This window comes from Rhodobacter sp. NTK016B (assembly GCF_017303295.1).
Lineage (GTDB): Bacteria > Pseudomonadota > Alphaproteobacteria > Rhodobacterales > Rhodobacteraceae > Pararhodobacter.
The window spans coordinates 170,508-187,349 of the sequence record NZ_JAFKOK010000008.1 but is presented as its reverse complement, the minus strand read 5'-3'; the positions used below and the strand labels follow the sequence as shown (position 1 = coordinate 187,349).

The window sequence follows — 16,842 nt, the reverse complement described above, 5'->3', positions numbered from 1 at the left end:
GCCCGGATTTTTTCCCATTCGGGGCCGAGGTGCCTCGGCGAAGGAGCGAGCGACATGACCACAGGACACGTAAACCCCAATTTCAAGCTCGAGGATCAGGGTATCACCGGGCTGGGCTCCGTGGCCTATAACCTGATCGAACCCTCACTCGTCGATATCGCGATCAAGCGCGGCGAAGGCACGCTGGGCAAGGGAGGTGCGTTCCTCGTTTCGACCGGGCAGTTCACCGGCCGTTCGCCCAAGGACAAGTTCGTTGTCCGCACGCCGTCGGTCGAGGACACGATCTGGTGGGACAACAACCAGCCGATGGCGCCCGACGCCTTCGACCGCCTGTATGACGACATGATCGCGCATATGCAGGGCAAGGATTACTTCGTCCAGGACCTGTTCGGCGGCGCCGATGCCGAGCATCGCCTCGATGTCCGCGTGGTCTCGGAACTCGCCTGGCACAACCTGTTCATCCGCCACATGCTGCGCCGCCCTGCCCGCGACGAGCTGGACAGCTTCGTCGCCGAATGGACGATCATCAACTGCCCCTCGTTCAAGGCCGATCCCGAGCGTCACGGCTGCCGTACCGAGACCGTCATCGCGCTGAATTTCGACCGCAAGATGATCCTGATCGGCAACACCGAATACGCGGGCGAGAACAAGAAGGGCGTGTTCACGCTGCTCAACTACATCCTGCCCGGCAAGGGTGTGATGGCGATGCACTGCTCGGCCAACCACGCCATCGGCAACCCTGACGACTCGGCGGTGTTCTTCGGCCTGTCGGGCACCGGCAAGACGACGCTTTCGGCCGATCCCTCGCGCACGCTGATCGGCGATGACGAGCATGGCTGGTCGGACAACGGCATCTTCAACTTCGAAGGCGGCTGCTACGCGAAGACGATCAACCTGTCGGCCGAGGCCGAGCCGGAAATCTACGCGACCACGTCGAAATTCAGCACCGTGGTCGAGAACATGGTGTTCGACCCCGAGACGCTGGAACTCGATTTCGAGGACAGCTCGCTGACCGAGAACATGCGCTGCGCCTATCCGCTCGACTATATCTCGAACGCGTCGGAAACCGGCCTTGGCGGCACGCCCAAACACGTGATCCTGCTGACCTGCGACGCTTATGGCGTGCTGCCGCCGATCGCGCGGCTGACGCCCGCGCAGGCGATGTATCACTTCCTGTCGGGCTTCACCTCGAAGACGCCGGGCACCGAGCGTGGCGTGACCGAGCCGCTGCCGACCTTTTCGACATGCTTCGGCGCGCCCTTCATGCCGCGTCGCCCCGAAGTCTATGGCAAGCTGCTGCAAGAAAAGATCGCGGCGTCGGGTGCCGAATGCTGGCTGGTCAATACCGGCTGGACCGGCGGCGCTTTCGGCACCGGCAAACGGATGCCGATCAAGGCCACCCGCGCGCTGCTGACGGATGCGCTGAACGGCTCGCTGTCGAAGACCGAATTCCGCAAGGACGCGAATTTCGGCTTCGAGGTTCCGGTCGCCTGCGCCGGTGTCGATCCCAAGCTGCTCGACCCGCGCTCGACCTGGGCCGATCCGGCTGCCTATGACGCGCAGGCCGCGAAGCTGGTGACCATGTTCTCCGAGAACTTCGCGCAATACGTGCCCTATATCGACGACGACGTAAAAGCCGCCGCGATTGGCTGATCCGGTGTCTCGGCTGACGCATATCCTGGCTGGCCCCGTCCTTGTGGCGGGGCTTTGCCTGTCCGGGCCCTTGGCCAGCCCGGCTTTGGCGCAGCCGCTGGGTGACGTGTCGCCGCGCGTGTCCGGTCTTGAGCTGGGTCTGTTCTGCGCCCCGCCCGAAGGCGGGCGCCGTCCCGCGCCCGACACGATGTCCGGCTGGGTGCATGTTCCGGACGAGCCGGTCGAGATGGTCGCGCTTGGCACCGTCGCGCCTGCCGTGCTGGGAATGGGGTTCGGCGTGCGCTTCCGCCTTGCGGACAATGCCGCCGTCGAGACGCGCTATACCGTCACGCATCCCGCCATGCCGCCGACCGGCATCACCGAGCAGCAATGGTCGGGCAGCATCGCGCCGGGCATGACCGACACGGTGTTCTTCCAGTTCGATATCCCCGAAGAATTGCAGCCCGGCGACTGGACCTTCAGCGCCGAGGTCGATGGCGAAGTGTTGTTCACCGCGCTGTTCACCGTCTTGCCGCCCGCAGACATGCCGGACGCCGCGCATCTCTGCGCCGCGCCCTCGCTTCTGTCCTAGCCCATCAGGCCCCGGCGCAGCAGGTTCAGCGCCGAGAAGGACAGCAAGATCAGCGTCCAGCGTTTAAAGCGCACCGGGTCCATCGAATCGTGTGCGCGGTATCCCAGCGACATGCCGATCCCCGCCGGGATCAGCATCAGCGCCGACAGAACGGCGGTCTGGGCGTTCAGCACCCCAGTGCGCAGATGCGAGATGGTCAGCACCACGGCGCCCATGGTGAAGATCACGCTCATCACACGCACCATCTCGGTCTTCTCGACCTTGGCCGCCATCAGATAGACAATCGACGGCGGCCCCCAGATCCCCGAGATCCCGCCATAAAGCCCGCCGATCAGCCCCGCGCCGAATTCGAAAGGGGCGCGCATGCCGGGGGGAATATCGGGCGACCAGCCGCTCAGTTGCAGCCCGGCGAAGAACAGCACCGCGATACCGAGCAGCAGGAACATCACCTGCTGCGGCAGCACCACCACGAAGGGCGCGGTGATCAGGATGCCGAGGATGGTGGCGGTGATGATGCGCCAGAACTTGCGCGCCGAGGCCACGGCAGGGGCGAAGCCATGGCGCGTCGACTGGTGGGCATTGGTCACGAGCACCGGCAGAAGCAGCGCCGCCAGCGCAGTATGCGCCGGCATGAACGAGGGCAGCACCGCGATCATGATCAGCGGCATGGCGAACCCGATCGCGCCCTTGACGAAACCCGCGGCCAACGTCACCGCGCAGGCCAGCAGAAAGGCCCAGAGCGGCAGGCCCGCGATGATCGTTTCCATGCAATGTCCCCAATCTGTCCGGGCGGTTGTAGCGCGCGGGGTAGGGCATCGCACGGGAAATCCATTGCGACACTTTAATGCTTGAAGTGGAGCCTTTGTGAATTAATGTTGCGCTGCAATTGCGAAAGCGTTAGTGCTGCACCAGCAAATACAGGAGCCACCCATGCCCCATGACGGACAGGACATGACCGCCCCCGCCGCTCTACTGGCCGATCTGCAGGGCCTCGTCGCCGCCGCGCTGCCGCCTCTTGAGGCGCTGCTGGAACGGGCGACCGAGAGCGTGCGTGCGCGGGTCGCCCGGGATGGCAAGGTGGATGCGGCGCTGATGGAGCGCGAGCAACGCGCGGTGCATGGGCTGGCATGGCTTGCCACCTATGTGGAATCGGTGCGCCAGATGCAGGCCTGGGCCGGGCGGCTGAGCGACGCGGGCAGTTTCGGCGAGATCGAGACGCTGATCCTGCAGATCGGCGTGGGCGAATATCTCTGGCAGGTTCAGGGCGGCATCCCGATGAATCAGGGCGAGATGCTGAAGCTTACCGATATGGGCCTGCCGCTGGACGACATCGCGGCGTTCATGGCCGAACCGGCGGTGACGACGCTGGCGGTGCAGGGCAATTCGGTGGCGGCCCGCGCGCGGCTTGTCGCGCTGATGCGCGAGAACCATGGCCGCGCCACTTTCGGCGCGACGGGGCTCGACGAGGAACTGGAGATGATCCGCGACCAGTTCCGCCGCTTTTCGGACGAGAAGGTCGCGCCCTTCGCGCATGAATGGCACCTCAAGGACGAGTTCATCCCGATGGAAATCATCGAGGATCTCGCCGAAATGGGCGTCTTCGGCCTGACCATCCCCGAGGAATTCGGCGGCTTCGGGCTGTCCAAGGCCTCGATGGTCGTTGTGTCGGAAGAGCTTTCGCGCGGCTATATCGGCGTGGGTTCGCTGGGTACTCGCTCGGAAATCGCGGCGGAACTGATCCTTGCGGGGGGTACGGATGAGCAGAAGACCGGCTGGCTGCCGCGCCTCGCTTCGGCCGAGATCCTGCCGACGGCGGTGTTCACCGAACCCAATACCGGCTCGGATCTGGGCTCGCTGCGCACCCGCGCGGTGAAGAACGCGGACGGCGATTACGAGGTCACCGGCAACAAGACGTGGATCACCCATGCCGCGCGCACCCATGTGATGACGCTGCTGGCGCGCACCGATCCCGACACCAGCGATTATCGCGGCCTGTCGATGTTCCTCGCCGAGAAAACGCCGGGCGACGACGCCAACCCCTTCCCGACACCGGGCATGAGCGGCGGCGAGATCGAGGTGCTGGGCTATCGGGGCATGAAGGAATACGAGCTGGGTTTCGATGGCTTCAAGGTGAAGGCCGAGAACCTGCTGGGCGGCGAAGAGGGCAAGGGCTTCAAGCAGCTCATGCAGACCTTCGAAAGCGCCCGCATCCAGACCGCCGCCCGCGCCATCGGCGTGGCGCAGAACGCGCTGGAAGTGGGGATGCAATACGGCGAGGACCGCAAGCAGTTCGGCAAGCCGCTGATCGACTTCCCGCGTGTGGCCGACAAGCTGGCGATGATGGCGGTCGAGATCATGATCGCGCGCCAGCTGACCTATTTCAGCGCGTGGCAGAAAGATCACGACAAGCGCTGCGATCTCGAGGCGGGGATGGCCAAGCTGCTGGGGGCCCGCGTGGCCTGGGCGGCGGCGGATAATGCGCTTCAGATCCATGGCGGCAACGGTTTCGCGCTGGAATACCAGATCAGCCGCATCCTGTGCGACGCGCGGATCCTGAACATTTTCGAGGGCGCGGGCGAGATTCAGGCCCAAGTTATCGCGCGCCGTCTGCTGGGCTGACGGGACCGCGCGGTCGGGATCAGACGGTCGGTACCGGGCGGACAAGGCGACCGGGGGCTCTGCCCCCGGGCCCCCGGGATATTTGGGGATTAAAGATGCAGCCTCCGTGACGCGCGGAGCCCGCGCGCCGGCCCGGTCAGCGGGTCGGGACGGGCGCGTCCCCGCGATAGTCGTAGAAGCCGCGCTGCGTCTTGCGGCCGAGCCAGCCGGCCTCGACATATTTCGTCAGCAGCGGGCAGGGGCGGTACTTGGTGTCGGCCAGCCCGTCATAGAGCACGTTCATGATCGCAAGGCAGGTGTCGAGACCGATGAAATCGGCCAGTTCGAGCGGCCCCATCGGGTGGTTCGCGCCGAGTTTCAGCGCCATGTCGATCGACTTCACGTTCCCCACGCCTTCATAGAGCGTGTAGACGGCTTCGTTGATCATCGGGATCAGGATGCGGTTGACGATGAAGGCCGGAAAATCCTCGGCCGAGGCGGCGGTCTTGCCCAGCTTTGCAACGACGTCATGCAGCGCCTTGTAGGTCGGCTCGTCGGTGGCGATGCCGCGGATGAGTTCCACGAGCTGCATCACCGGCACCGGGTTCATGAAGTGGAACCCCATGAATTTCTCGGGCCGGTCGGTGCGCGAGGCGAGGCGCGTGATCGAGATCGACGAGGTATTCGAGGTCAGGATCGTTTCGGGTTTCAGATGCGGCAGCAGGTCTTCGAAGATCGCCTGTTTGACCATCTCGCGCTCGGTCGCGGCTTCGATGATCAGGTCGCTCGGGCCCAGATCGGGCAGCTTGGTCGTGGTGCGGATCCGTGCCAGCGAGGCGGCCTTGAACTCGGCGGTGATCTTCTCGCGCTGGACCTGACGCTCCATGTTCTTGTCGATCAGCGACAGCGCGCGGTTGAGCGCATCCTCGGAGATGTCGTTGAGCACGACGTCATAGCCCGACAGGGCGAAGACATGGGCGATGCCGTTGCCCATCTGGCCCGCTCCGACGATCCCGACGCTTTGAATGCTCATATCTGTCCCCGTTCTGGTCGCCCGTTGGTTCGGCGCGACCATAGGCCCGGGCGCAAGCCGGGCGCAAGTCTTACTCCGGGGCCGAGGGGGCGCGGGTAAGAGGATTGTAAGTTTTTGCCGCGACAATCCCCGGTGGGTGACGGAAAGTGTAGGGGTATCATGCAACAATGCCTGCTGGATTCGGGCGGCGTGGGGGGTAAATCCACGCCATTGGCTGGTATCGTGCCGCGCGCGGCGATGCCGCATCGGGCGCTGTGTCTCATTGGGGACGGGGCGGGCGGCGCAGGGTCCGCGCGGTGGACTCGGCCGCTTGCGGGCCGGGTGCTGGACCGCCTGTCGCGGCCTGCGGCGCTGATCGAAGGGGTGGATCTGCATCTGGGCGATCCCGGCCTTGTCGCGCGGGCACAGGACGCGCGTGCCTTCGTGCTGCTGCTGCCGCCGCTCGGCAACCTGAGCAATGCCTTTTACCGGGTGCATCCGCGCCGCAACGACCGTTTCATCGCCGCGCGGGCACCGCTGCGGGCGCTGTTCCCCGAGGTGGATTTCGCGCCGATCGCGTTCACCGGCCATGCGCTGGACACGTTGTGGGCAACCTGTCCCGAGCGTTTCGCGCTGGTCCGGCAGGAGCTTGAGCACGCGTGGCGCGCGCGGATGCAACAGCTGCTTGCGTTGTTGCCGCCGCACGGGGTTCTGGTCGATCCGCTGTCGCCCGGCTGGCTGGTGCGCCCGGCGTTGACGGATGCGCGGGGCTTGCCGCGCGTGGCTCTGGGCGACCGGCAGGGGGCGGTGCAGCGGATCTGCGCCACGCTGGGCAGCGGCGGGGCTTATCGACGTACGCAGTAGGGGCAAAAAGCAAAACGGCCCGCGATTGGCGGGCCGTTTGATCGTGCGGTTGAGCGTGGGCTCAGAGTTTGCCGGTGAGTTCCGGCACGACGTCGAAGAGATCGCCCACGAGGCCGTAATCGGCGACTTGGAAGATCGGCGCTTCTTCGTCCTTGTTGATCGCGACGATGACCTTCGAATCCTTCATCCCTGCAAGGTGCTGGATCGCGCCCGAGATGCCCACGGCCACATACAGGTCCGGCGCCACGACCTTGCCGGTCTGGCCCACCTGCCAGTCGTTCGGCGCGAAGCCCGAATCGACCGCCGCGCGCGAGGCGCCCACCGCCGCGCCCAGCTTGTCGGCCAGCGCTTCGATGATCTTGAAGTTCTCTTCCGAACCGACGCCGCGCCCGCCCGACACGACGATGCCCGCCGAGGTCAGCTCAGGACGGTCGCTTTCGGCGACCTTGTCTTCGACCCAGGACGACAGCGCCGGATCGGCAGCGGCCGAGACGGTCTCGACCGGGGCCGAGCCGCCGTCGCCGGCTGCATCGAAGGTCGAGGTGCGGATCGTCGCGACGATCACCTTGTCCGACGATTTGACCGTCTGGATCGCGTTGCCCGCATAGATCGGACGCTCAAACGTCTGCGCGTCGACGACGCCCGAGACATCCGACAGCACCATCACATCGAGAAGCGCGGCCACGCGCGGCAGCACATTCTTGGCGTCGGTCGTGGCCGGCGCGAAGATGTGGCTGTAATCGCCCGCCAGCGACACGATCAGCGCGGCGGTGGGTTCGGCCAGACGGTGCCCCAGCGAAGCATCCTCGGCCACCAGCACCTTCGCCACGCCGTCGATCTTCGCGGCTTCCTCGCCCGCAGCCGCGGCCGAGGCCCCGGCGCAGAGCACGGTCACGTCGCCGCAGACCTTCGCGGCGGTGACGGCCTTGGCGGTGGCGTCGCGGTTCAGCGCGCCGTCGGTGACTTCTCCAAGCAGCAGAACAGCCATCAGATCACCCCCGCTTCGTCTTTGAGTTTCGCAACCAGCTCGTCGACCGAGCCGACCATCACGCCGGCCTTGCGCGCGGCGGGTTCCGAGGTCTTGACCACTTCGTGCCGCGGCGTGACATCGACGCCGTAATCGGCGGGCGTCTTCTCATCCAGCGGTTTTTTCTTGGCCTTCATGATGTTGGGCAGCGAGGCATAGCGCGGCTCGTTGAGGCGCAGGTCCACGGTGACGATGGCGGGCATCTTGACCGAGATCGTCTGCAGACCGCCATCGACTTCGCGCGTGACCTTGGCGCTGTCACCGTCAATCTCGACCGCCGAGGCAAAGGTCGCCTGGCTCCAGCCCAGAAGCGCCGACAGCATCTGCCCGGTCGCGTTCATGTCGTTGTCGATCGCCTGCTTGCCGGCCAGAACCAGACCCGGCTCTTCTTCCTTGATGACGGCGGCGAGCAGCTTGGCCACGGCCAGCGGCTCGATATCGGTATGCACGTCATCGGCGGCATTGATCAGGATCGCCCGGTCGGCGCCCATCGCCAGCGCGGTGCGCAGCGTTTCCTGCGCCTGCTTCACGCCGATCGACACGGCCACGACCTCGGTCGCGACGCCTTTTTCCTTCAGGCGGATGGCTTCCTCGACCGCAATCTCGTCGAACGGATTCATCGACATCTTAACGTTCGCCAGGTCAACACCCGAACCGTCCGCCTTCACGCGGACCTTCACGTTATAGTCGATAACCCGCTTCACGGGCACCAGAACCTTCATGGGCGATTGTCTCCCTTTGTCTCTTTGCCCGTGGGCCTGACGGACCTGTGGGCACTTGGATGTTGCCTGTGTTCCTAGCCCCTCCGCGAGCCGGAAAACAGGGAAAAAACGACACCTTCAGCCATGCCGACGCCGCGTCGGGCACCGCGTTAGCGGCAACGCGCTCAGCGATTGGCCCCCGGCACCCACAGCACGTCGCCCGCGCCGTTGTCGTTGGCCGCGCGCGAGGCGACGAAGAACCAGTCCGACAGCCGGTTGAGGTATTTCACCGCCGCCGGGTTCACGTCGCCCTGCCGGGCCAGCGCCACGGCAAGCCGTTCGGCGCGGCGGCTGACGGTGCGGCACAGATGCAGATGCGCGGCCAGCGCCGAGCCGCCCGGCAGCACGAAACTGCGCAGGGGTTGCAGGGCGCCGTTCATCGCGTCGATTTCGGCTTCCAGCCGCTCGACCTGCGCGTCGACCATCCGAAGCGGCGGGTATTCGGCCTGCGCGTCGCCTGCCAGATCGGGGCGGCACAGATCGGCACCCAGATCGAACAGGTCGTTCGAGATCCGCATCAGCGCCGCATCCATCTCGCCCGTGGCATGAAGCCGGGCCATGCCGACGCCGGCATTGGTTTCATCGACGGTGCCATAGGCCTCGACCCGCAGGTCGTCCTTGGCCACCCGGTTGCCGTTGCCGAGAGCGGTGTCGCCCTTGTCGCCGGTGCGGGTGTAGATCTTGTTGAGCACGACCATGGTTGAGCTCCCTGAAAGTCGGAAATGGAGGGGGCGGCGCGGCTCAGCCGCCCGAGCGCAGCCACGCGAAGAGCACGATCAGCACGACGGCCACGAATTGCGCGCCAATACGCCAGCGCATGATCTTGTTGGCGTTGCGTTTGTTGAACTCGCCGCCCTTGGCGAAGGTGCCGACGCCGAACATCAGGATCCCCAGAACGATCAGGGATACGATGGCGATGACGATGAACAGCGGGTCTCTCAGCAGCATGGCGGCCTCCGGGTTACCTGTCCTACTTAGCGCCTGTGGCCGGTGATGCCAGCCCCCAAAGAGTCGCGGGTCACAGCCGCGACAGCAACCGCGCCACGCGCCGTTCAGAGAGGACCCGCATCGCCCAGCCCATTGCCTTGGTCGGTGTGTTGATCTTGTAGGACGGGCGCGGATCGGGATCGTCGAGCGCGCGGTTGAGCGCCTTGCACACGGCCTCGGGGCCCAGTTCCCAGCGATCTTTCTTGGCCGGCGGGTGATAGAGCCGGTTCAGCAGATCGCCTTCGTATTGCGCGCGGCGGGGGCTGTTTTTCCAGTCGATGAAACGCTCGAAAAGCGGAATCGAGTTGACGCGGATCCGGGTCCCGATCGGCCCCGGTTGCAGCAGCACGACCCGGATCGGCGTATCGCTCATTTCCAGCGCGAGGATCCGCGTGAGTCCTTCGAGCGCGTATTTCGACGCGCCATAGGCCCCGCGCCAGCGATAGGGGACGAAGCCCAGCACGCTGGAGCAATTGACGATCCGGCCATGCCCCTGCGCGCGCATGATCGGGATCACCCGGCGCGTTAGTTCGTGCCAGCCGAAGACATTGGTTTCGAAAATCTGTCGCAGGGCGTCGGTGGGCAGATCCTCGACCGCGCCGGGGATTGCCTGCGCGCCGTTGTTGTAGAGAGCGTCAAGCGTGCCGCCGGTGGCCAGCAGCACTTCGGACAGGCCCGAGGCGATGCTGCCGGTGTCGGTATAGTCTATGCGCGGGCTGTCGAAACCTTCCGCGCGCAGGCGGTCGCAATCAGCGTCCTGACGGCACGCGGCAAAGACGTGCCAGCCCCGCGCGCGCAGGTCATGCGCCGCCGCATAGCCAATCCCCGAGGAACACCCGGTGATCAGGATCGACCGTTTCGGGGCGGTCATTTCTGGCCTTCCGCCTTCTCCCAAGCATCGCGCTTACGGTAGATGGTCGAGGCCGAGACGTCGAGTTCGCGCGCCGCCTTGGGGACCGAATTGTTGTGTCGCTCAAGCGCATCCTCGATGACAATGCGCTCGATCTCGGCCAGCGTCCGCCCGCGTAGCGACGGCACGTTCAGGCCCTGCGGTTCGACCGGGACATCGACATGGACCGGACGGTCGGCCAGCAGGTCGGGCGGCAGCATTTCGACAGTGACGAGGGGGCCTTCGTTCAGCACGACGACATTGCGCAGCACGTTGATAAGCTGGCGCACATTGCCGGGCCAGGGCAGGGTGCGGAACAATTCGCGCACGCGGTTGGACAGGCCGGAAAAGGACTGATCCTCCTCGCGCGCCATCTGGGTGACCAGACGTTCGGCGATCTCGTTCACGTCGTCGCCCCGGTCGCGCAGCGGCGGCAGGTGGATCGGCACGACATGCAGCCGGTAATACAGATCCTCGCGGAAGCGGCCCTGTCGGACCTCTTCCAGCGGGTTGCGGTTGGTGGCGCAGATGATGCGCACATTCACCTTGCGCGGTTTGGTCGCGCCGACCGGCGTGATGGTCGAGGTCTGCAGGAAGCGCAGAAGCTTCGTTTGCAGGTTGAGATCCATCTCGCAGACTTCATCGAGGAACAGCGTCCCCCCGTCTGCGGCGGCGGCGGCGCCGAGCTTGTCGTTGATCGCCCCGGTGAAGCTGCCGCGCAGATGGCCGAAGACCTCGGATTCCAGAAGATCCACGGGGATGGCGCCGCAATTGAGCGCGACGAACGGACCCGAAGCCCGCGCCGAGGTCTGGTGCACCGCCTCGGCGCACAATTCCTTGCCGGTGCCGCTTTCGCCGGTGATGAACACTGTTGCCATCGAACGCGCGACCGAGCGGATCTTGTTGTAGGCATCGAGCATCGGCTGCGAGCGGCCGATGAAGGGTGGCAGGACCTGCGCGTCGAGTTCGCTGACCGAGACCGAGGGCCGGTGCCTGAGCGCCTTGCGGGCGTTTTCGATGGCGCCGATCAGGCGCTGGTCGTCGAAGGGTTTGACAAGGAATTCATGCGCGCCCGCGCGCATCATCTCGACCGCCTTATTGATCGAGCCGTTCGCGGTGATGACGATCACGCAGGTCTGCGGTTCATCGCGCAGGATGTCGTGCATGACATCAAGCCCCGCCCGGTCGGGCAGCATGAGATCGAGCAGCACGATCGAGTTGCGCAGCCGCCGAAAGGCCGCCAGCCCGTCGGCGCCGGTGCCATGGCATTCCACGTCATAGCCGGCGCGGGCGAGCGCAGCCTTGTAGATCATCTGCAGTGAGGGGGTGTCCTCGATCAGCAGCAGGGTATCGGAACTGGATCTGGGCATCAGGCCTCTGGTGTCTTGCCTGGTGCACGCGCGTCGGAACCTCCGGTCGCGGCCTGCCTGAGATGATAAAGCACGGTGTCGATTTCGCTGCGCAGCGGGCGCGTGACTACAATCAGCGCGGGTGCGGCCATGCCTTCGGCCACGTGGTCCACGCTGCGCGCCATATCCGCGAGACGGGCTGCGCCGACGGTGGCGGCCAGTCCCTTCAGCTCGTGCGCGGCGCGCGCAATCTTGCTGCCTTCTTCCGAGTCGAGCTCGGCTGCGATGCGCTTGAAGTCGGTGATCAGCTGCGCGCAGAGCTCGGCGCGCAACTCTTCTCCGCCCATCGAGAACAGGCTTTCGAGGACCTCCAGATCCATCGCCGGCGTCGATTGTCGGGGCGCGCCCATCCTGAAAGTGTCATCCATGCTGTTGTTTATTCACGGTCAATACCTGAACACTCCGTACCTGAGCACGAGATTGCGGCGGAACGTTGACACAATCAAGAGGCGAATTGACGTCCGAGCTGCATTCGCCCCGCCGGCGAGCCGACGGGGCGCGAATAAGCCTGTTAACAAGCGAAATTTTAGGGTCGCGGGTAGCCGACCGATGTCAGGGCAGCCGTGATTTCGTCCAGAATCGCCGGGTCATCGATGGTCGCAGGCATCTTGTAGTCCTCGCCATCGGCGATTTTGACCATCGTTGCGCGCAGGATTTTGCCCGAGCGCGTCTTCGGCAGCCGGTCCACGACGCAGGCCAGTTTGAACGCCGCGACCGGCCCGATCTGATCGCGCACCAGCGCCACGCATTCGCGGATCACGTCGTCATTCGTGCGGCCCGACCCCTTGTTGAGGCACAGAAAGCTCATCGGCAGCTGACCTTTGAGCGGGTCGCTGACGCCGATCACTGCGCATTCGCCGACATCGGGATGCGAGGCCAGAACCTCTTCCATCGCGCCGGTCGACAGACGGTGCCCGGCCACGTTGATGACGTCATCGGTGCGCGCCATGATGTAGACATAGCCATCTGCGTCGACATAGCCCGCATCGCCCGTCTCGTAATAGCCGGGGAAGTGGTCGAGATAGGATTTGCGGAACCGCGCCTCGGCATTCCACAGCGTCGGCAGCGTGCCCGGCGGCAGCGGCAGCTTGATGGCGATCGCGCCCAGCTCGCCACGGGGCAGGGGATGTCCGCCCTCATCGAGCACCTGCACGTCGTAACCCGGCATCGCCACGGTGGGCGAGCCGATCTTGACCGGCATCGGCTCGATCCCCATCGGGTTGCCGGCAATCGCCCAGCCGGTTTCGGTCTGCCACCAATGGTCGATCACCGGAACGCCCAGCTTCTCTTGCGCCCATTTCACCGTGTCCGGATCGGCGCGCTCGCCGGCCAGATACAGGGTCTGCAGGTTCTTCAGGTTGTATTCTTTCAGGAACTCGCCCTGCGGATCCTCGCGCTTGATAGCGCGCAGGGCGGTGGGCGCGGTGAAGAAGCTCTTCACCTTGTGGTTCTGGATCACCCGCCAGAAGGTGCCCGCATCCGGTGTGCCGACGGGTTTGCCTTCGAAGACGATGGTGGTGCAGCCGGCGATCAGCGGCCCGTAGCAGATATAGGAATGCCCCACGACCCAGCCGACATCTGACGCGGCCCAGAACACGTCGCCCGCCTCGACATTATAGAGGCCCTTCATCGACCAGTTCAGCGCCACCAGATGCCCGGCGGTCGGGCGCACGACGCCCTTGGGCTGCCCGGTCGTGCCCGAGGTATAAAGGATATAGGCCGGGTGATCGCCAGAGACCGGCACACATTCCGCCGGTTCGACGCCGTATTGGAACGTATGCCACGCGACATCGCGACCTTCGGTCAGCTTCGCCACTTCCTGCTCGCGCTGGAAGATGACGGTGAAGTCGGGCTTGTGGCTGGCGGCGTCGATCGCGCCGTCGAGCAGCGGCTTGTAATGCACCACCCGACCCGGTTCGAGTCCGCACGAGGCCGCGATGATCGCCTTGGGTTTGCAATCGTCGATCCGCACGGCCAGCTCATGCGCCGCGAAACCGCCGAACACGACCGAATGCACCGCGCCCAGCCGGGCACAGGCCAGCATCGCTTCCAGCGCTTCGGGGATCATCGGCATGTAGATGATGACGCGGTCACCCTTTTCGACGCCCTTGGCGCGCAGCGCGCCCGCAAGGCTGGCCACCCGGTCGCGCAGCTCGCGATAGGTGATGCCCTTGGTTGAATGGGTGATCGGGCTGTCATGGATGATGGCCAGCTGTTCGCCGCGCCCGGCTTCGACATGGCGGTCGACAGCGTTCCAGCAGGTATTGACCTGCGCGTCCTTGAACCATTCGTAGAGCGGCGCATTGTCGGAGAACAACGCGGTCGACGGCGCCTCGACCCAGTCGATGCCCTGCGCCTGTTCCATCCAGAACCCGTTGGGGTCTTCGATCGAGCGGCGATACACGTCAGCGTAGGTCATTGGTCCTCCTCCTCGTCCCTTGCGACAGTTACGCCGCGCGCAAGCTGCGGCGCAACTGTGTTACCGGCGGACAGCGAGGATGGAGGTTCAGAAATTTGCAGATTGCGGCGTGTCGTCGCAGCAAATCTTTGCAAAAGCCGGGCGAATTGGCCTGTTTTTGCAGGCGGGGCGGCGAGTTTGCAAACTCGTCGCCCCAATCTTTGCAGCTGCCGGGGCGACTCAGCTGTAATGCGAGACCGGCGTTCCGGCGATGGCCGCCACGTTCAGAAGCCCGCGCGTGGTGATCGACGGGGTCACGATATGCGCGCGGTTGCCCATCCCCATCAGGATCGGCCCCACCTCCAGAGCCTCAGAGCGGGTCTTGAGGATGTTGCGCACCGCGCTGGCCGCATCGGTCGTGCCGAAGACAAGGATATTCGCCGCCCCGTCCAGCCGCGATTCCGGCATCAGGCGGTCGCGGACCTCGGGCAGAAGGGCGGCGTCGACATGCATCTCGCCCTCGTATTCGAAATCGACTCCCATCTGGTCGAGGATCTCCATCGCGCCCCGCATCCGGCGTCCGCTCTCGGTATCCAGCGTGCCGAATTGCGAATGCGAGCAAAGCGCCACTTTCGGCACCACGCCGAAGCGGCGGGCATGGCGGGCGGCGCCGATCACCGTGTCGGCCACCTGCTGCGGCGTCGGTTCGTGGTTGACCTGCGTGTCGGCGACGAAGAGCGGCCCTTCATCCATGATCATCAGGCTCAGCGCGCCGACCGGACGCAGCCCGTCGCGGGCCAGAACCTGACGCACATAGTTGAGGTGCCACAGATATTGACCGAAGGCGCCGCAAATCAGGCTGTCGGCTTCGCCCCGGTGCACCATGATCGCGCCGATCGCGGTGGTGTTGGTGCGCAGGATCGCGCGCGCGGTATCGGGGGTGACGCCCCGGCGTGCCATCAGGCCGTGATAGGTTTCCCAGTAATCGCGGTAGCGCGGATCGTTCTCGGGGTTCACCACCTCGAAATCGCGGCCCGGCTTGATCGGCAGGCCATAGCGCTCGAGCCGCCGCTCGATCACTTCGGGACGACCGATCAGGATAGGCACTTCGGTGGTTTCTTCCAGCACCGCCTGCGCCGCGCGCAGCACGCGTTCGTCTTCGCCCTCGGCAAAGACCAGCCGGCGCGAGGCGGCGCGGGCCGATTGGAAGACCGGGCGCATCAGCATGGCCGAGCGGAACACCGAATGATCGAGGCTGTTCTTGTAGGCGTCCAGATCGTCGAGCGGACGCGCCGCGACGCCCGTTTCCATCGCCGCGCGTGCGACCGAGCTTGCGACCACGCCCATCAGCCGCGGGTCGAAGGGTTTGGGGATCAGATAGTCGCGCCCGAAGGTCAGCGTCTCGCCCTGATAGGCCGCCGCCGCTTCGGCCGAGGTGGTGGCGCGGGCGAGGCGGGCGATGCCGTCGACGCAGGCGACTTCCATCTCGTCGTTGATCTGCGAGGCGCCCACATCCAGCGCACCCCGGAAGATGAACGGGAAGCACAGCACGTTATTGACCTGATTGGGGTAATCCGAACGCCCTGTGGCGACGATGGCGCCGGGGGCAACTGCCTGAACTTCGTCGGGCATGATCTCGGGCGTGGGGTTGGCCAGCGCGAAGACGATGGGTTCGGGCGCCATGCGCGCGACCATGTCGGCCTTCAGCACGCCGGGGCCGGACAGGCCGAGGAACAGGTCCGCGCCGTCGATCACCTGATCCAGGGTCCGCAGGTCGGACGCTTGGGCGAAGGCCGCTTTCTCGGGGTTCATATCCTCGGCGCGGCCCTCGTAGACCAGCCCGTGGATGTCGCACAGCCAGACGTTTTCGCGCTTGACGCCCAGCTTCAGCAGCATGTTCAGGCAGGCGATGCCCGCCGCGCCGCCGCCGGTCGAGACGACCTTGATATCCTCGAATTTGCGCTGGGTGATGTGCAGCGCGTTGGTCGCGGCGGCGCCCACCACGATTGCCGTGCCGTGCTGGTCATCGTGGAAGACGGGGATGCCCATGCGCTCGCGGCAAATTCGTTCAACGATAAAACAATCGGGCGCCTTGATGTCTTCAAGGTTGATCGCGCCAAAGGTCGGTTCCAGCGCGCAGACGATTTCGGCCAGCTTTTCGGGGTCGGGCTGGTCAAGCTCGATATCGAAACAGTCGATATTGGCGAATTTCTTGAAGAGCACCGCCTTGCCCTCCATCACCGGCTTCGAGGCCAGCGCGCCGATATTGCCCAGCCCCAGCACAGCGGTGCCGTTCGAGACCACGGCGACAAGATTTCCGCGGCTGGTGTAGCGTGCGGCATTGGCCGGGTCGGCCTTGATTTCAAGGCAGGCCTCGGCCACGCCCGGGGAATAGGCGCGGCTCAGGTCACGGCCATTCGCCAGCGGTTTGGTGGCGCGGATCTCGAGTTTGCCGGGCTTCGGGTGCTCATGGTAGAACAGCGCCGCCGAGCGCAGATTCTGTTTCGCTTCGTCGTCCATCTGAGTGCTCATCGACCCCTCCTCGAAATTTTGTTCAGTATTAAACCACTTTCCTCGCGCCGCCAATCCTGATTGGCGGAAGCGCGCTTTGACGCACGGTCTTGCATTCCTGCGCCCGGCTTCGCAAAGTGACGCGTTCCCATTTTGCAGGCC

General features: G+C 65.2%; 15 protein-coding genes. 4 read left to right on the top strand and 11 right to left on the bottom strand.

Annotated elements, in window-relative coordinates; translation table 11 throughout:
- The first annotated feature begins 54 nt into the window (after positions 1-54).
- Positions 55-1,653, top strand: a complete 1,599-nt coding sequence (locus JI664_RS12350) for a phosphoenolpyruvate carboxykinase (protein WP_207014029.1) — start codon at positions 55-57, stop codon at positions 1,651-1,653.
- A complete protein-coding gene (locus tag JI664_RS12345) occupies positions 1,646-2,224 on the top strand; it encodes a DUF3859 domain-containing protein (protein WP_207014027.1) in 579 nt (192 codons plus the stop codon). The genes JI664_RS12350 and JI664_RS12345 overlap by 8 nt, the downstream gene beginning before the upstream one ends.
- Here JI664_RS12345 and JI664_RS12340 read toward each other — a convergent pair.
- Positions 2,221-2,991: a sulfite exporter TauE/SafE family protein gene (locus tag JI664_RS12340; protein WP_207014026.1), complete on the bottom strand. Its 771-nt coding sequence runs from the start codon at positions 2,989-2,991 to the stop codon at positions 2,221-2,223. The two genes, JI664_RS12345 and JI664_RS12340, sit on opposite strands and share 4 nt — an antisense overlap.
- Before the next feature lie 163 nt (positions 2,992-3,154).
- Here JI664_RS12340 and JI664_RS12335 point away from each other — a divergent pair, with 163 nt between their 5' ends.
- On the top strand, positions 3,155-4,843 hold the full coding sequence (locus JI664_RS12335; RefSeq protein ID WP_207014025.1) for an acyl-CoA dehydrogenase family protein: 1,689 nt from the start codon (positions 3,155-3,157) through the stop codon (positions 4,841-4,843).
- 136 nt (positions 4,844-4,979) lie between these two features.
- Here the strand turns inward: JI664_RS12335 and JI664_RS12330 are convergent, their stop codons facing one another.
- On the bottom strand, positions 4,980-5,855 hold the full coding sequence (locus tag JI664_RS12330) for a 3-hydroxybutyryl-CoA dehydrogenase (RefSeq protein ID WP_207014024.1): 876 nt from the start codon (positions 5,853-5,855) through the stop codon (positions 4,980-4,982).
- Positions 5,856-6,014: 159 nt separating this feature from the next.
- On the opposite strand from JI664_RS12330, the gene JI664_RS12325 reads away from it, so the two are divergent.
- The gene (locus JI664_RS12325) at positions 6,015-6,698 is read left to right on the top strand and encodes a DUF6473 family protein (RefSeq protein WP_207014022.1); all 684 of its coding nucleotides are present in this window, start codon (positions 6,015-6,017) and stop codon (positions 6,696-6,698) included.
- 61 nt (positions 6,699-6,759) lie between these two features.
- On the opposite strand, the gene JI664_RS12320 is transcribed toward JI664_RS12325, so the two are convergent.
- From JI664_RS12320 to JI664_RS12280, 9 genes are all read right to left on the bottom strand, one after another.
- On the bottom strand, positions 6,760-7,686 hold the full coding sequence (locus JI664_RS12320; protein WP_207014021.1) for an electron transfer flavoprotein subunit alpha/FixB family protein: 927 nt from the start codon (positions 7,684-7,686) through the stop codon (positions 6,760-6,762).
- A complete protein-coding gene (locus JI664_RS12315) occupies positions 7,686-8,447 on the bottom strand; it encodes an electron transfer flavoprotein subunit beta/FixA family protein (RefSeq protein WP_207014019.1) in 762 nt (253 codons plus the stop codon). The genes JI664_RS12320 and JI664_RS12315 overlap by 1 nt, the downstream gene beginning before the upstream one ends.
- A gap of 164 nt (positions 8,448-8,611) precedes the next feature.
- Positions 8,612-9,184, bottom strand: a complete 573-nt coding sequence (locus JI664_RS12310; RefSeq protein ID WP_207014017.1) for a cob(I)yrinic acid a,c-diamide adenosyltransferase — start codon at positions 9,182-9,184, stop codon at positions 8,612-8,614.
- A gap of 43 nt (positions 9,185-9,227) precedes the next feature.
- Positions 9,228-9,431 carry a twin transmembrane helix small protein gene (locus JI664_RS12305; RefSeq protein WP_207014102.1) on the bottom strand — a complete coding sequence of 68 codons (204 nt, stop codon included), beginning with the start codon at positions 9,429-9,431 and terminating at the stop codon, positions 9,228-9,230.
- Positions 9,432-9,504: 73 nt separating this feature from the next.
- Complete coding sequence (locus JI664_RS12300; RefSeq protein ID WP_207014014.1) at positions 9,505-10,344, bottom strand: SDR family NAD(P)-dependent oxidoreductase; 840 nt, start codon at positions 10,342-10,344, stop codon at positions 9,505-9,507.
- Positions 10,341-11,732: a sigma-54-dependent transcriptional regulator gene (locus JI664_RS12295; RefSeq protein WP_207014013.1), complete on the bottom strand. Its 1,392-nt coding sequence runs from the start codon at positions 11,730-11,732 to the stop codon at positions 10,341-10,343. The genes JI664_RS12300 and JI664_RS12295 overlap by 4 nt, the downstream gene beginning before the upstream one ends.
- On the bottom strand, positions 11,732-12,139 hold the full coding sequence (locus tag JI664_RS12290) for an Hpt domain-containing protein (RefSeq protein ID WP_207014012.1): 408 nt from the start codon (positions 12,137-12,139) through the stop codon (positions 11,732-11,734). The genes JI664_RS12295 and JI664_RS12290 overlap by 1 nt, the downstream gene beginning before the upstream one ends.
- Before the next feature lie 158 nt (positions 12,140-12,297).
- Positions 12,298-14,190 (bottom strand): propionate-CoA ligase PrpE, encoded by a 1,893-nt coding sequence (gene prpE, locus JI664_RS12285; protein ID WP_207014011.1) that lies wholly within the window; start codon positions 14,188-14,190, stop codon positions 12,298-12,300.
- Positions 14,191-14,409: 219 nt separating this feature from the next.
- On the bottom strand, positions 14,410-16,701 hold the full coding sequence (locus tag JI664_RS12280) for an NADP-dependent malic enzyme (RefSeq protein WP_414707735.1): 2,292 nt from the start codon (positions 16,699-16,701) through the stop codon (positions 14,410-14,412).
- Positions 16,702-16,842 lie beyond the last annotated feature (141 nt).

What these genes read in the sequence shown, in the direction of transcription:
- JI664_RS12315 (WP_207014019.1), bottom strand. Translation starts at nt 8,447, where the DNA reads ATGAAGGTTCTGGTGCCCGTGAAGCGGGTTATCGACTATAACGTGAAG.
- JI664_RS12325 (WP_207014022.1), top strand. Translation starts at nt 6,015, where the DNA reads ATGCAACAATGCCTGCTGGATTCGGGCGGCGTGGGGGGTAAATCCACG.
- JI664_RS12330 (WP_207014024.1), bottom strand. Translation starts at nt 5,855, where the DNA reads ATGAGCATTCAAAGCGTCGGGATCGTCGGAGCGGGCCAGATGGGCAAC.
- JI664_RS12300 (WP_207014014.1), bottom strand. Translation starts at nt 10,344, where the DNA reads ATGACCGCCCCGAAACGGTCGATCCTGATCACCGGGTGTTCCTCGGGG.
- JI664_RS12295 (WP_207014013.1), bottom strand. Translation starts at nt 11,732, where the DNA reads ATGCCCAGATCCAGTTCCGATACCCTGCTGCTGATCGAGGACACCCCC.
- JI664_RS12280 (WP_414707735.1), bottom strand. Translation starts at nt 16,701, where the DNA reads ATGAGCACTCAGATGGACGACGAAGCGAAACAGAATCTGCGCTCGGCG.
- prpE (WP_207014011.1), bottom strand. Translation starts at nt 14,190, where the DNA reads ATGACCTACGCTGACGTGTATCGCCGCTCGATCGAAGACCCCAACGGG.
- JI664_RS12340 (WP_207014026.1), bottom strand. Translation starts at nt 2,991, where the DNA reads ATGGAAACGATCATCGCGGGCCTGCCGCTCTGGGCCTTTCTGCTGGCC.
- JI664_RS12335 (WP_207014025.1), top strand. Translation starts at nt 3,155, where the DNA reads ATGCCCCATGACGGACAGGACATGACCGCCCCCGCCGCTCTACTGGCC.
- JI664_RS12320 (WP_207014021.1), bottom strand. Translation starts at nt 7,686, where the DNA reads ATGGCTGTTCTGCTGCTTGGAGAAGTCACCGACGGCGCGCTGAACCGC.
- JI664_RS12310 (WP_207014017.1), bottom strand. Translation starts at nt 9,184, where the DNA reads ATGGTCGTGCTCAACAAGATCTACACCCGCACCGGCGACAAGGGCGAC.
- JI664_RS12290 (WP_207014012.1), bottom strand. Translation starts at nt 12,139, where the DNA reads ATGGATGACACTTTCAGGATGGGCGCGCCCCGACAATCGACGCCGGCG.
- JI664_RS12350 (WP_207014029.1), top strand. Translation starts at nt 55, where the DNA reads ATGACCACAGGACACGTAAACCCCAATTTCAAGCTCGAGGATCAGGGT.